The 15,882-nt window shown below is 40.9% G+C and carries 11 protein-coding genes; 10 read left to right on the plus strand and 1 reads right to left on the minus strand.

The window, feature by feature from the left end; genetic code table 11:
• Positions 1 to 116: 116 nt before the first annotated feature.
• A complete protein-coding gene (locus QZ574_RS03705; protein WP_297086904.1) occupies positions 117 to 1,277 on the plus strand; it encodes a Pycsar system effector family protein in 1,161 nt (386 codons plus the stop codon).
• A 16-nt stretch (positions 1,278 to 1,293) separates the two neighbouring features.
• Complete coding sequence (locus tag QZ574_RS03710) at positions 1,294 to 2,412, plus strand: adenylate/guanylate cyclase domain-containing protein (protein WP_297086906.1); 1,119 nt, start codon at positions 1,294 to 1,296, stop codon at positions 2,410 to 2,412.
• Positions 2,413 to 2,425: 13 nt separating this feature from the next.
• On the opposite strand, the gene QZ574_RS03715 is transcribed toward QZ574_RS03710, so the two are convergent.
• On the minus strand, positions 2,426 to 4,294 hold the full coding sequence (locus QZ574_RS03715) for a pyruvate kinase (protein ID WP_297086907.1): 1,869 nt from the start codon (positions 4,292 to 4,294) through the stop codon (positions 2,426 to 2,428).
• A gap of 284 nt (positions 4,295 to 4,578) precedes the next feature.
• Between QZ574_RS03715 and QZ574_RS03720 the strand changes: the two genes are divergently transcribed.
• From QZ574_RS03720 to QZ574_RS03755, 8 genes are all read left to right on the plus strand, one after another.
• On the plus strand, positions 4,579 to 5,388 hold the full coding sequence (locus QZ574_RS03720) for a glycosyltransferase family 2 protein (protein WP_297086909.1): 810 nt from the start codon (positions 4,579 to 4,581) through the stop codon (positions 5,386 to 5,388).
• An 89-nt stretch (positions 5,389 to 5,477) separates the two neighbouring features.
• On the plus strand, positions 5,478 to 6,551 hold the full coding sequence (locus tag QZ574_RS03725) for an efflux RND transporter periplasmic adaptor subunit (RefSeq protein ID WP_297086911.1): 1,074 nt from the start codon (positions 5,478 to 5,480) through the stop codon (positions 6,549 to 6,551).
• Positions 6,551 to 9,622 carry an efflux RND transporter permease subunit gene (locus QZ574_RS03730; RefSeq protein WP_297086913.1) on the plus strand — a complete coding sequence of 1,024 codons (3,072 nt, stop codon included), beginning with the start codon at positions 6,551 to 6,553 and terminating at the stop codon, positions 9,620 to 9,622. Before QZ574_RS03725 ends, QZ574_RS03730 begins: the two co-directional genes overlap by 1 nt.
• A 130-nt stretch (positions 9,623 to 9,752) precedes the next feature.
• On the plus strand, positions 9,753 to 11,159 hold the full coding sequence (locus QZ574_RS03735; protein WP_297086915.1) for a TolC family protein: 1,407 nt from the start codon (positions 9,753 to 9,755) through the stop codon (positions 11,157 to 11,159).
• Between the two features lie 50 nt (positions 11,160 to 11,209).
• Complete coding sequence (locus tag QZ574_RS03740; protein WP_297086917.1) at positions 11,210 to 12,277, plus strand: histidine kinase; 1,068 nt, start codon at positions 11,210 to 11,212, stop codon at positions 12,275 to 12,277.
• A 122-nt stretch (positions 12,278 to 12,399) separates the two neighbouring features.
• Entirely contained in the window at positions 12,400 to 13,170 is a 771-nt protein-coding gene (locus QZ574_RS03745) for a LytTR family DNA-binding domain-containing protein (RefSeq protein ID WP_297086919.1), read from the plus strand.
• 59 nt (positions 13,171 to 13,229) lie between these two features.
• Positions 13,230 to 13,406: a hypothetical protein gene (locus QZ574_RS03750; RefSeq protein ID WP_297086921.1), complete on the plus strand. Its 177-nt coding sequence runs from the start codon at positions 13,230 to 13,232 to the stop codon at positions 13,404 to 13,406.
• An 88-nt stretch (positions 13,407 to 13,494) separates the two neighbouring features.
• Positions 13,495 to 15,780 (plus strand): patatin-like phospholipase family protein, encoded by a 2,286-nt coding sequence (locus QZ574_RS03755; RefSeq protein ID WP_297086923.1) that lies wholly within the window; start codon positions 13,495 to 13,497, stop codon positions 15,778 to 15,780.
• The last annotated feature ends 102 nt before the right edge of the window (positions 15,781 to 15,882 follow it).

Below are 15,882 nucleotides of genomic sequence, written 5' to 3' on the forward strand. Positions count from 1 at the left end.
TCTTTGAATCAAAAGTAGTTATTTTTAACTTCAGCAAAATTTCGATTAGTGGTGTTTTTTACGGAGTTTTGTTAGGTGTAAACAAATAAGCCAAAATGACGGATAAAAGAGGTAATATGAAAATAATAGAAGAGGTTAAAGATTTTACCATAAATTATTACGAGGCCAATGTTTCGTCGTTGCTGAATTACCATTCGATTGAACATACCCGTTTGGTAGCCGATGTTTCGGAACGCATTGCTGAAGCAGAAAAACTGGATGACACAAAAAAAAGTATTGTTGTTGTGGCCGCCTGGTTTCACGATATCGGGCATGCGGTTTCGTTAAAAGACCATGAAACGGAGAGTTGCAAAATTGCTAAGCAATTTTTATCGGAGAAAGGGATGGATGAAGCTTTTATGGCGGAGGTTGAGAAATGCATTTGCTCAACAAAAATGGGAGCGCCAAAAAACACCCTGCTTGAAGAGATTTTGGGAGATGCCGACCATGCACATGCCGGGATGGATAATTTTATGGAAATTTCGAATTTGCTGCGTAAAGAGATGTGTAATTTTGTAGAGCGAAAGTGCTCGAAATTAGATTATTGGAAACAAACACTGGAGTTTATTCTGGATGTAAAATTTTATACCGAATATGCCAAAACAAATTTCGAACCGGTGCGTATTCAGAACATCAAAAGAGTGGAGAAACGCATAAAAAAGTTATCGGTAGAAAAAGCTTCGGAGTTACCCAAAAATGCACCCCGAAGTACGGCCCGGGGTATTGAAACCATGTTTAGGTTAACCGCGCGTAATCAAATAAATCTGAGTTCGATTGCCGACAATAAAGCCAATATAATGCTTACCATAAATGCCGTTTTAGTGTCGGTTTTAATGAGTACCAGTGCTTTAACCTTACGCACAAGCGAACAAAATTTTCTGGTTCCGGGTATGGTGTTACTAATTGGCTGCCTGATTTCACTAATATTTGCTATCCTGTCGGTAATCCCAAAGTTTGGAACCGGAAATTACAGCAACGAAGATTTTAAAAAGCGTAAACTAAACCTCTTGTTTTTTGGCAACTTTTTTAAAATGCCCTACGAAACTTACGAGAAAGGTGTAAAGGATATGATGAACGATTACGATTATTTGTACGGTACACTTACCAAAGATCAATACAATTTGGGTAAGGTTTTGGCCAAAAAATATAAATTGCTCCGCTATTCCTACAATGTGTTTATGATTAGTTTTGTGAGTGCAGTAATTACTTTCTTAGTTGTTTACGTTTCTAAAATGTAGTTCTTTAAACTCATCAATGCCAAAACTTGAAAGAACATATAAAGGTGCCATGCGCCGCTACCAGCTTAAATTGTTGGTATTTTCACTCGTGTACTGGAACGTGGTAATACGTTTTGCCATTTTTATGCGCATGCTTGGAGCCCGCGATCATCACATGGCAGATATGCTTTCGAAAGGCATGACTTTTTTGGTTGATGAAATCGTTTCTTCGTCGGTAGTAATTTCTGTTTTTGCAACATTAAGTTGGTTTACCTTAAACATGGTTTATCCGCATTTAGTGCGCAATTTTAAAATGAGGCGTCTTACTGTGGGTGTTGTAATGCTTGATATTATCATCTTTTTGGTTATAAGTATTTTGCTCGGAATTGTGCATTACAGTGTTTCAAAAGATCTGAGCCTTACGGAAGCTATTAATCACTTGCCGCGCTTTTTGTTTAACTCAACCATTCTCTTTTTTCTGATTGTATTATTTATCGGGGGGTATGTTTACCAGTTAATAAATACATTATTTCATCAGATTGGTTATGCGCCGCTCGGAAAAATAATGATGGGATATTATCAAAAACCGCGGGAAGAAGAGTTGATTTTTATGTTCCTCGATTTACAATCATCAACAGCGGTTGCCGAGAAACTGGGGCACGAGCGGTACAGTTATTTTATTCAGGATTGTTTTAAGTGTGTTTCAAACTCGCTGCTGGCTACCCGTGGAAGGGTATATCAATTTGTTGGCGACGAAGTGGTTATTAACTGGGATGCCAAAAAGAAATCGAGTTTTAAGCGAGCGGTTGATTTTTATTACCTCTATGAAAAAGCATTGAGTAAGCGACGAGCATACTTTGAAGAACATTATGGCATGATGCCCGTTTTTACGGCTTCGTTGAACGTGGGCAAGGTTATGGCAGCCGAGGTGGGCGAAATTAAGCGCGAACTGGCCTTCCATGGCGATGTTTTAAATACGGCAGCCCGTATTCAGAAACAATGTAAACGCTACCGAAAGCGGGTTTTGGTAACCCGTGAATTTGCTGTTCGCTTAATTAAAAATACCAGGGAATACAAAATTGAATACGTTGACCTGGTTAAATTCTTTGGAAAGAAAAAATCGATTAAAATTTACGAAGTACACAAAGTTGATTGATGGGTAGTGGCCATTAAACATCAAACTCTTTATGCGAAAGCTGAAGGTTTTCAGCATTCTCCAAACGCGGCAAAAGGGTGTCTTTCTTTTTCTGAAAACGTTGCATCCTACGCAAAATCTTATCCAGCATTTTTACTGCTTTTGCAATATACAACCCTTTGTTCAGCATTACACATTCGGCACGGTTTGCTGCTGCAGCATCGGTAATTTCGGCGCGCGATGGCACCCCTTTTTTTGCCAGGTTTTCCAATACCTGTGTTGCCCACACATCCGGAATATGGGCAGCTTCGCATATTCGTAAAATTTCTTCCTGGATGGATGCAAAATTGTTCCAGCCGGTTTCTATAGCAAGATCGCCACGAGCAATCATTACGCCAATCGGGTAGGTTTCCATACCTTTAAGCAAAATTAGTGGCAGGTTTTTAAATCCTTTTTGAGTTTCAATTTTAAAAATTATTCCTATCCGTGCATCCAATTCGCGCAGCTCGTCAATCAATTCCTGCACATCGTTTTCCGAGTTTACAAACGAAAAATTAACCACATCGGCATGCTCCGCAACAAAGGCCAGGTCTTGCTTGTCTTTTTCTGTTAGTCCGCTAATTTTTAAATCAGAATTGGGGAGGTTTATTCCTTTGTCGGCTTTTAGTTTGCCGCCATTGTCGCGGGCATAAGTAATCTTAATTTTTAGTGCTTCAGGAAAAACCTCTTCAATCGTTGCCTCAATTTTTCCATCATCAAAATAAATAGGTTCGCCCCTTTTAACATCCTTAAAAATAGCGGGCAAGGTGCACGAAATATGTGCCGGTTCAACAAGGCTTCCATCATCGGCAATCACGGCATTTTCTCCGGCAACAGGATGCTTTGTTAGCAGAAGCGTATCGTCAACATGCAGGGTAATATACTGTTCGAGTGGAAGTAATTCGCCTGTTTTAACAATTTCCTTACCCGATTTTTTGGTACGCCTTAAAATCAGTTCGGTACCCGAAGTAAGGTAGGCCGAGTCGTAACAAACTCCCCAACGCCCTTCTCCCTCGCGTCCTTCCATGGTAATTTTGCATTTTTTGCTTCTGCTATCGGTAAAAAAAATTGCAGAATGGCGTTTTACATTGGCCAGCCATTGCGTATCAACCGGAATTACCGCATCAGGAGCAGTTGCTGGACGCTCTGAGCCTTGTGGTGCCAGCCATACGCGTGCCGGTTTAATTACCTGCCCCAACACATTGCGCGCGGGTTTTATCCGAAGTACCTGAGGCCCGGGTTTAATTTCTCCGGTGCGTAATTTAGGACCACCCAAATCCATCATTACTTTACAATTTTTTTTCAGGGTCTTTTTTGCCTGTTTTACGTTGGCAATCATTCTACTCCACTCTTCAGGGCCATCGTGCGCGCAATTAATACGGGCACTATTCATCCCCAGTTCCATTAAATTTTGCACAAAATTGTAATTGTCGGCAGCCTCACCGGGCAAGGTAACCATAATGCGGGTCAATCGTTTTTTCGATTTATAGCCAAACAATAATTTGGTATTCCTTTTAAGTAGTTTTCGGCTTTCGTGAATACGCACAACGCCGGGTATATCCTCAGTTGTAGGGTTATTTTGCAAATGGTTTATTATGGTTTTTATGGAAAGCAGGCTATCCATTACATGGGCTTCAATGCTGGAAAGACTGGGTAATCCTAACTCGCGAAGCTGTTGTTGCAGTTCATCGATGTTAAAGGTGCGAAATGCCAGATAGTGCACCAGGTTAAGTGCACTTCTTCGGTAAACAGGCAGCACCCGCAATATATGTTCAGAGTAATTGTTTTCAAGCATTTTGGCTTTATCAATTATTTCGCTCAGCCGTACATTAATCTGCTGTAAAACTTCCGGGTTGAATTTCATAATAAGAAAATTAAGAGAAATGAAAATACGCTTTTTTTATGAATCAAGAGCCGGAAATGTAACTCATAAAGTATTAAATTTTACTGGTTTTCACCTCACGCATTGTTTTTATCATTTCACGAAAGTTTGTCGCTAAACTACCTCGCCGCCGTTTTATTTTAGTCCTGAAAACAAACCGAGAGCCTTGCGGTAATTGAAGCATCATGCTGAAAATCATAGCTGAAAATCAGAAAAATGAAGTGCAGTTTTGAAGCAATGCCTCGAAAATAAACAATGCTAGCAACATGAAAACAAGTATTATTGTGTGTGCCTACAACGAGCAGGATACCATTTTTAATGTGGTAGCTGCCTGTTGTAAACACAACCCCGAAGCTGAAATAATTGTAGTTGACGATGGTTCAACGGATGATACCGAAGTGGTATTGGAAACCCTGTCGTTTCATTACGATTTTGCTTACCTCAAATTGACTGAAAACCATGGGAAAAATTATGCAATGGCCTATGGAGTTGAATATGCCACCAATGAAATTATCCTGTTTTTTGATGCAAATGTCACCGAGGTTCGTAAAGATCATTTTTCAGCAATGCTAACTCCGTTGGTCTCGGGTAAGGCCGAACTTGTTGTCGGTTCGCCTTCAGGTCTTACCGTAGATTTTAGCTTAAACCCCTACAAAACACTTTTGGGGCAAAAAGCGCTGCTTAAAAAAGATGTGCTGCCAATACTTAAAGATATAAGCGAAATTCGTTATGGTGTTGACACCTACATTTTGCTGCACTACCAAACGTTGGGTAAACGCATTCATTTTGCGGCTCTTCATGGTTTGCAAATCCCAACTGAAGCGCTTGAAACCCCGCAGTTAAATACTTCTGCCACAGTGCAAAACGAAACTTTTGAGGTGGCCCATGCCTTACTGTCGAACATTGACCTGATGACCAAGCGTTTACAGAATAATATTCAGAAAACACAAAACTATACTCAATCCACCATTACAAGTGTACAAATTGAACTTAACCGCCGAATGAAAATATTAAAAGACCGGGTGGGAAGTATTGAAATGAAATCGCTTAAAAATGCATTTCAAGAAGCAGTTTAACCATTTCAAGAAGTATTAACAAGCGCCTGTTATTCAGGTATATACTTTTGTTGTACAAAAAAGAAACAATTAAAAAAACAGTCATAAAAATGAAACTCAGAAACTTTTTTATTGGAATGATTGCCATTGCTTTTGCATTTACAGGTTGCAAAACAACAACTGGCGACGAGCCTCAAGCCAAAACAGTTAAATATGTGAAGGTGGAAACCATTAATGGCAGCACCACGCAAAGCAAACTGACACTGAATGGTAAGATTAAAGAAAAAAGTCTTACCTCTTTGTCGTTTCGTGTGGGTGGCCCGCTATTGAAACTGAATGTAAAACAAGGTGATTATGTACGCGCGGGGCAGGTAATTGCACAAATTGATAAACGCGATTACGAGTTGCAGGTGCAAACCACAAAAGCACAGTTCGAGCAGCTTGAAAGCGAGTACAATCGTTACAAACAATTAATCGAGCAAAAAAAAATCCCGGAAAACACATTCGAAAAGGTAAAATCGGGGTATCTGATGGCAAAAACCGCCTTCGAAAATGCTCAAAATCAGTTATACGATACCGAGTTAAAAGCTCCTTTTTCGGGTTATATTTTTGAAAAATTTACCGAAAATCATCAAACGGTTGCTCCCGGCCAGCCTATTGTTTCAGTTATTGATAACTCAAAACTCGAAGCTGTTGTTTGGGTTTCAGAAAGCCAGTTACAACGGGTGAAAAGCGATAAAGAAAGCTTGTTAACAGTTGCCAATGCCGGTGTTCGGAACTTGCCAGTTAAGCTGCTAAGTATTGGTGAAAAAGCTATGGACGATGGACTTTACGAAGTGAAATTCTTGTTCGAAAATAAAGAGGATATGAAAGTAGCACCGGGTATGACCGCCGAAGTTACTTTAATGTGTATGGCTCTGAACAACCAGATTTCGGTTCCCGGTTCGGCATTGTTTCACGAAAAGGAAAATGATTTTGTTTGGGTGTATAACCCAGGTAGCCAACAGGTTGAAAAACGAGAAATTACGATAGCAAAAGGTGGATCGCAAGGACGGGCATTTATTCACTCGGGCCTAAAAGATGGCGAACAGGTGGTAGCAGCCGGTGTACATTATTTATATGAGGGACAAAAAGTGAAGTTGGTTAAAAAACCATCGGTAACCAACGTTGGAGGGCTGTTGTAATGCTGGAAAAATTATTGAACCAAAAGGCAATGATTACCACCATACTGTTTGCAGTATTGATTGGTGGTTTTATTGCCTATACAAACATTGGGAAGCTGGAGGATGCCGAGATACCAATTAAATCGGCAATGGTAATTACGGTTTATCCCGGGGCAACAGCCCATGAGGTGGAGCTGGAAGTTACCGATGTATTGGAAAAACAAATCCAGAAACTGGAGAACATCGATGAAATTACTTCGGTTTCGCGTCCCGGTGTTTCGTTTATCACCATTGAGATTGATCCTGTAGTAAAAACGCCGCAGTTACCCCAACTTTGGGACCACCTGCGCCGAAAAGTAAATGATGTAAAGGGCGAATTGCCACAAGGCGCTTACGATCCGATTGTAAACGACGACTTTGCAGATGTTTATGGTATTTTGTATGCTATTACAGCCGAGGGGTACTCGCACAAAGACCTGATAAAGTACACCGAATTTATTGAGCGTGAATTGTTGAGCGTTAACGGCGTTCGTCGTTCGCAGGTGTTTGGGAAAAAAACCGAAACCATTGATGTGGTCTTCTCGTCCGAAAAATTAGCCGGCCTGAACATTAACCCGATGATGATTGCTTTGGCCATGCAAAACGAAACAGCAATTATCAATCCTGGTTCCATTGTAACTGGTACCGAATCGATACGGGTTGGTGTTGGTGATAAGATTTCGTCGGTTGAGGATATTGAAAATTTGCTGATACAGGTGCCTGGCGGTGGTAACTTTCGCTTGGGCGATATTGCAACAGTTGAACGTTCGTATATGGAGCCAATGCAAGAGGCTTTGTACTATAACAGTAAAAAAGGATTGACTCTTGGGCTTTCAAACGAAAGTGGAATTAACGTGGTAAAGCTTGGCGCAAGACTTGACCAAAAGCTGGCCCAGCTGGAAAAAGAACTGCCGGCAGGTATTGAAGTAAATCAGGTATACTACCAACCCGACCGCGTTGACGCTGCCGTAAAAAACTTTATGTGGAATCTTGTAATCTCAGTTGCTATTGTAATTGTGGTGCTTATGTTCTCTATGGGTTTACGTTCTGGCTTGCTTATTTCAAGCGGTTTGGTGTTTACTATTTTAGGAACTCTGATTGTGATGATGGCAATTGGTTTGCCCTTGCACCGGGTAACCCTTGCTGCAATTATTTTGGCAATGGGTATGCTGGTTGATAACGCTATTGTGGTGGCCGACGGTATTTTGGTTGATCTAAAATCAGGAATGGATCGTAGCAAGGCCTTTGTTCATACGGCCCAAAAAACGGCCCTGCCTTTGTTGGGAGCAACAGTTGTTGCAATTTTGGCATTCTTACCCTTGCGAATGTCACCAAATATGGCAGGCGAATTTCTTTCATCCTTGTTTACGGTGCTCATTATTTCGTTGTTCTTGAGTTGGGTGTTTGCCATGATTCAAACCCCTTTCAACGCTAAATTCTTTTACCGTAAAGAGCGTCCGAAAGGTGAAAAAGCAGAGCACTACGACTCCAAATTCTATCGTGGTTTTGGAGCCATGTTAGCATGGAGTATCCGTAATAAATATGTTTTTTCGGCCGGTGCCCTGGCTGTTTTGGTTATCGCGTTCTGGTCCTTCCGTTTTGTAACGGTTGATTTTATGTCGAAAATAGATTACGACCAGTTTTATGTAGAATATTATTTGCCTCAGGGAGCCGATATTGAAGCGGTAGAGGCTGACCTGCTTCAAATACAGGAAGATATTTTAGAGATGGAAGGCGTGCATTCGATTACCGCCGCTGTTGGACGCCCGCCTGCACGTTACCAGTTGTTACGTTTGTTGGCAACAGGTGGTTCAAACTATGGCGACTTAATCATTCAAACGGAAGAAATCCAGCGTATCGAGTCGCTTATTCCCGAGGTGGAAGCCTACCTGAACGAAAACTATCCCGATGCCTTTTTCCGTACAAAAGAGTATGGAGCAGCATTCTCCGACTCTGATGTTGAAGTGGAATTTACTGGCCCCGATCCGGCTGTACTAAAAGACCTTGCCAACCAGGCAAAACTTATTATGCATGCCGAACCAACTGCCATAAATGTTGACGATAACTGGAAAAACCAAACCAAGAAGATTGTTCCACTCTATTCGGTTGAACGTGCGCAGCCGCTTGGTTTAAGCCGTTCGGACATGGGTAATTCCATTTTGGTAGCCACCAACGGTATGCCAATCGGAGCCGTTTACGAGGGCGACAAAATGCTCCCAATTGTGATGAAAACATCTAACAATGTGGCAACTAATACCGAAGAAATATTGAACATACCGGTTTGGGGGCAACAAAGCACCTCAAGTGTACCCTTGTCTCAAATTGTTGACAGTTTAGAATTGCATTGGGAATACGAACTGATAAACCGCTTGAACAACGAGCGTTCGATACAAGCCCGTTGCGATGCTCAAAAAGGATATACTGCCGCGCAGGTGCAGGCAAAAATACAGGCGCAGGTAGAAGCTATTGAACTTCCGGCAGGTTACAACATGCGCTGGGAAGGAGCTACAGCACAATCGGGCGAAGCTAATGCCGGCTTGTTTATGTTCTTGCCGCTGGCGCTGGGGTTAATGGCCATTATTATTATCGGTCTGTTCAATAACCTGAAACAACCGCTGATTATAGGTATGGTATTTCCCTATGCTTTTGTAGGTATTGTAATTGGCCTGGTTAGCACTGGCACCTACCTTACTTTTGCCGGAATTATTGGTGCGCTCGGGTTAATTGGTATGATGATTAAAAATGCTGTGGTACTGATGGATGAGGTGAATTTTAATCTTAAAGCAGGGAAAAGCAGGTTGCAATCCACCATTGATGCTGCCATGTCGAGGCTACGTCCTGTAATGATGGCATCGTTAACCACCATTTTAGGAATGAGCCCCTTAATCTGGGATCCAATGTTTAAGTCAACCGCCATTGTAATTATGTTTGGCCTGGCAGTTGGCTCAGTTATTACCCTGGTTGTTGTACCCGTTCTTTACACCGTGCTATACAAAGTTGATGGAAGTAAATTGAGAAATGCATCTGCAATAGTTGAAAAACAAGGCATTTAATAGGGGATGTAAGGATTCCTTCCCTGATTTTGTCAACGACAGAATCTTCCCTCCCGGTTTTGGGGAGGGAAAGGGAAGGGATTATAAAATCCCAAAGAAGTTAAATAGATAAATTCAGATTATAGAAATTATGAATCAATCAATAAAATATATAACAAGCACACTTGTTGTTTTTCTTTTGGTGTTTGGCAAAACCCATGGGCAAAAAGTAATGACCCTTGAGGAATGTCGCCAACAAGCTGTTGAATACAACAAGGAGTTGAAAAAGGCAGTATTGCAAAACAAAGAAGCCCTGGTTAATCAGGAGGTGGCCCGAACCGCATATTTGCCAAGTATTAGCGGTAGCCTTACGGGAATGTATGTTCCGGGTGTTGATGTCGATCTCTCGGGAGGAGGGTTTTTGCCAACTGCCGAAAGTGAGGCCGCGGCCCTGGCAGGTGATTTTGGCACCAGTAATATTTGGAGTCCCGGATTTCCTCTCGCAATCGATAACCTTTCGCTAATATACGGCGGACTGAGTGTTGAACAGCCTGTTTATGCAGGCGGGAGAATTAAATATTCTAACCAACAGGCCGATGCGGGAGTGTCAATAGCCGGGCATGCATTAAATCTTAAATACTCCGAAATAATTGAAAATACCGACCAGGCCTTTTGGAATGTTGTTACAGTTGAAGAGAATATAAAAACCGCCCGGGAATATATAAAAATGCTGGAAGAGCTTGAAGAACAAATGCGTGCAATGTATGAGGTGGGTTTACAGCCGGCCAGCGAAAAACTGCGTGTAAGTGTTCAGAAAAACGAGGCAGAATTAAATTTGGTGAAAGCCAATAACGGCCTGAAGATTGCAAAAATGTACCTGAACCAGATTTTAGGACAGCCTTTAGATACCGATATTAATGTGAGCCACAATGTTGGTGCAGATGTGCTGTTGTTTGATTTGGCAGATGGGGTAACGCAGGCAATAAATCAGCGCAGTGAAATTAAAATCTTGGAAAAACAAAAAGAAATCTCGGAACTGGATGCAAAAATTACACGTGCCGACTACCTGCCAACTGTTGGAGTCAGCGCTCAGTACACCAACTTTTACATCAACGATTTAAATGAAAGTTTTGACCCCCAGCCAATGTTGGCAGCATCGGTTTCTATCCCAATTTTTCAGTGGGGACAAGGTAAAAAGAAGCAACGTGCAGCTCAGTTACGCATTGAACAGGCACAAACCGATTTGGTACATACAAATGATTTGATTAATCTTGAAGTTATGCAAGTGCGCGTTCAGGTGGAAGAAGCATACGAATCGATTAAAATAGCAAAGAAAAGTGTTGATGAAGCCGCCGAAAGCATGGCAGAAACAAAAGCCAGTTTTGAGGTAGGACTGAATACAACCACCGACATGCTAAATGCACAGGCCCAGTGGGCGGCAGCAAAATCGCAATTAATACAGGCAGTGGCCGGGTTTAAAGTGCTTGAAACAAAGTGGGAACGGGTAACAGGCAATTTGTATGCACCAGATGGGGAGCCAGTTTCGCAATTGCAATAAAAAACAGAAGAAACGCAAGGGTTTTAAGACATAGAGCAGCTACAGGTTAAATGAAGTGTATTAAATACCATAACAATAAAAAACGAACACTGGCAACCCGCTTGCCCAGTTATCATCCGCTAAATATTTTGGTGCGCTTTGTTATAATTGGTATAATAGCTGTGGGTATTTTGCATTTGTTGTTGGTGGTAGTGCCCGAGCCCGAGGGGTATAGCGGCCCGCCTGCAATTATTTATATTGTAATGATTATGGGGTTTAATGTGGCGGCCGAGGTTCAAATTCTTTTGGATAATATATTGGAGCGCGTTTTACCGGTACCCAAAAAAATTAAGCTCCGGATAGCCTTGCAAATCTCGCTGGGCTTGCTTACACTTGTTGCGGCTCATTCGTTACTTATGCGTTTCTTACATCCGCAAATTCTTGAACGAGAATCAGAATCGGGTGTATTTATGGGTATATTAACAGGATTGGTATTTGTTCAAATGGTAGCCAACTCGCTTACAATTGCGCGGCTTACACAAAAAATGCTCGATACGCAGGAGGAAATGGCAGAAATAAAACGCGAAAAACTTCGCATGGACTATAACTCGCTGCAAGACCAAATTAATCCACATTTCTTATTTAATAATTTGAGTGTATTAAAATCATTGATAACATACGACCAGGAGTCGGCTCTTAATTTTACCGAAAATTTTACCGATGTGTACCGTTATGTGCTTCAAAGTAAAGACAAACGTTTGGTGAAACTGACCGAAGAAATGGAATTTATGAAGGCCTACTATGGTTTGCATAAGGAACGCCTGGGAGATGGTTTGATTGTCGAAAAAGATTTCCCGGAAGTTTATTGGGATAAAGAAATTGCACCCTTGACAGCTCAACTATTAATGGAAAATGCAATTAAACACAATATAACCAGTAAAGAAACGCCCTTGCGGGTAAAGGCTTATATCGAGGATGATTATCTAATCGTTTCAAATAGCATTAACCGGCGCGAATCGTCATATTCCACCAAAACAGGCCTGAAAAACCTGGTAAAACGCTACGCACTGTTAACCGAGCGCGAGGTGGTCATTCAGTATAACGAAGAACGGTTTGAAGTTAAAGTACCTTTGCTATAATTGCGAAGCAGCAAAATTGTACAAATGCGACATGTGTTACAAACGGTTACAATAAAATCAGTGATATTGCAAGTTAAACAGGTTTTGGCTTAGGATTAAAAGTTAACATTAAATGTAAAGTTGTGAGAGTTATAATTGTTGAAGACGAGCTGCATAACTATCGATTGTTAAAGGGGATGATTGAAAAAATCAGACCGGAATGGCAAATTGATGAATGGTTTGAAAGTGTTAAAAGCACGGTAGCCTGGTTAGAACAAAATCCGCCACCCGATGTAATTTTTATGGATATTCAACTAACTGATGGTATCAGCTTTTCAATATTCGACCAGGTTGAGGTAACAAGTATGGTAATTTTTACCACGGCCTATGACGAGTATGCTTTACGTGCCTTTCAGGTAAACAGTATCGATTATTTGCTGAAACCAATAAAAGAGGAAAAACTCCGTACGGCCATCGAAAAATTCGAACACATTTTTCAAACTACTAACTCGTCAGCTGAATCAAAACCCGATTACAAAGAACTTTTGGAAGCCATTACGGCAGGCGAAAAAAAATACCGCAACCGCTTTCTTATTTCGGGTGTTACCTCGTATTTTAAACTCGATGTTAAAGATATTGCATGGTTTTACACCGAGAACCGGGTAACCACTGCTGTTACCTACCAGGGTAAAGAGCATGTTGTTGATTTAACCATTGAGAAACTGGAAGAACAATTAAATCCCGAGGAATTTTTTCGAACCAACCGGAGTACAATCGTTCATATCAACTCTATCCGGAAATTCGAAAATCATTTTGGAGGAAAGTTAATACTGCGCCTTATTCATCCTTTTGATGAGCCCATAATTATTAGCCGCTTAAAAGCCACTGAATTTAAAGAGTGGGTAGGGAAGTAAGTAAAAATAAAGGAACTGTTAATAGTTTATCATATATTTGACCACATTTTCAATAAAGAATGAAACAAAGAGATCAGTTATACGAAGAAGCAATCGCAATGATTGAAGATGCAACTCCTCAAAAAGAAAGTATTCTGTACCACAACATTTATTCGTTAAAAGTTAACGGTGGTTATCCGTTTTCATCGCAAAAAGAAGTGCGCGAATTGGTTAATTTTTTAAATTCATACGATTAAAAGAACGTTAATCAAATCTACCCCTTAAAGATAGGATTTAACAGTTTTTTTATGACTTGAGTTTAAACACAAGATTGAACCAAACGAAATGAAAAAGACTACACTTAAAACCTGTCCATTTCTTGTCATCTTATTTTTATTTTTGAATTTGCCCCCTGTTAAGGCGCAGGAAAAAGATACTCGGGAAACACCTAAAATTGCCCTTGTTTTAAGCGGAGGAGGAGCCAAAGGCCTGGCCCACATTGGTGTGTTAAAAGTATTGGAAGAAGCCGGGATAAGACCGGATATTATTACCGGAACAAGCATGGGAAGCATTGTTGGGGCGCTTTATGCCGCCGGGTACACTTCTGATGAGCTGACGGAAATTAATAAAAACGCAAATTGGGACCAGCTGCTTACCGACAAAGTAAAACTGTTAAGTGTGGCAATGGATGAGAAACAGGAAACAAAAAAATACCTGTTTGAAATTCCGGTAAGGGATAATAAAATTAACCTCCCGGCCGGACTAATCGAGGGACAACACCTTGAGGCTTATTTTTCAGAGTTGCTGTGGCCGCTTACTTCACAAACCAATTTTAACCAACTGCCCATTCCATTTCATTGCATGTCGGTTGATATGATTTCGGGAGAGACAATTGAACACAGCTCCGGAGATTTGGTACAGTCGATTCGTGCAAGCATGTCCATTCCAACCGTATTTTCGCCCATGAAAATGGATTCGTTGCTTTTGGTTGACGGCGGTGTCACACGTAATTTCCCGGTTCAGGAAGCCATTGATATGGGGGCCGATATTATTATTGGAGTTTATGTTGGTTTTCAGGAAGATGTTACCGCTGATGAAATGACCTCGATGACTGATATTCTGCAGCGCTCAATAGCCTTAGCCGGTATTGTTGATGCCAAAGAGCAGTTCCCGAAATGCGATGTTTTAATTGTTCCCGACCTGGGTAAATACTCTGCAGGTGACTTCTCAAACGGAGCAATAATTCAGCAACTGGGCGAAGAGGCTGCCCGCGAAAAATTTACCGAGATAAAAAAACTGGCCACCAAATATAATCGTACGTTTCAGCCACTTGAAAAAATCGATCAGCCTCGTAAAATTAAAATTACCGATTTTGAAGTTGATGGATTACAATACCTAAGCAAAAGTTATGTTTTGTCGAAATCGGGGCTTGAAAAGGGAGATTCGGTAAGTTACAAAACCATTGATGAGGCTATTGATTTTATGTACGGGTCGCGGCATTTCGGAAAACTTACCTATTCGCTTAAAGAAGATCCTGAAAATGATGGCTATATTCTGGTATTTCAGGTAAAAGAAAACCCAAGGGCCATGTTTAAACTTGCTCCAAATTACGACGACGATTTGGGGGTTGGAATTGTAACAAATTTCACTTTGCGAAACATGATAGCACCTGCAACACGCATGTTGTTATCTTTTAATATTGCCGAAAATCCGGGAATGGAAATTATGCTGAACAAATTTGTAGGCAAAAAGCAACGTTTATCCGATTATTTTTTCGCGAGCAGCTATTCCTATAAACTTCCTTTTTACGATTTGGGGAAACGACTTGGGAATTATAAACGCGGGTATTTTGAAGGGGGGTATGGCTTAGAGTATTTGTTTGGATTGAATAACCAAATTGGCGGCAATGCTTTTTATAAATATAACCGGCTTACGCCCCGGGCCGATTTACAATCGATATATCCTGAAGCTGATTTTGAATACCTGAAAGCGCACGACTGGGGCTACCAGTTGTACTATAAAGCAAACACAACCGATGACCTCTATTTCCCCAAACGAGGCATCAAATTTAATATCAGGTTTCAGCATGTTTTATCGGCCAACAGCCACATGAAACTTAAACATTTTGATGAACGTGATTATTTTGTAAAAGCAATAAACGAGCCTTATGCAACGCTGGTGCTCGAACATAACTGGTACAAAACCTTTGCAAAGAAGTTTACCTATAACTTTGGCGTAAGTGGAGGCTTGAGTACCGAAGAATCCGCATCAAACGGAATTTTTATGCTTGGAGGATCGCAGTTTGGCAGAAACAAATTGCAATTTGTTGATTTTGCCGGTTTCAACTTTGCTGAAGTGTATGCCTATAATTTTGCATTTTTAAAATCGGCAATTGACTGGGAATTTGCCACAGGAGTGCATTTTACAGCCATTGCAAATGTAGCGGCAACAGCAAATACTTACGAAGATTTGGTTGAGCAAATTGCTTCTAATCCTTTTGAAAACAGCATCTTCGGCTACAGCTTCGGATTTAAATACGAATCTTTACTGGGGCCAATGCAATTAATGGTTTCTGGAAATAACCAGGATGATGAATCGCGTTTTCATTTTAGCATAGGATTTCCTTTTTAACGGATTTCAATTAGTTCGAGTTTAAGGGAAGTCATGCACGATGGACTTGCTTTTTGTAATTCTTACAAAATCTTTCTATTTTTAAAATCATTCAAAAAAAAA

Source organism: uncultured Draconibacterium sp., from assembly GCF_913063105.1.
In the GTDB taxonomy this organism is placed as follows: Bacteria; Bacteroidota; Bacteroidia; order Bacteroidales; family Prolixibacteraceae; genus Draconibacterium.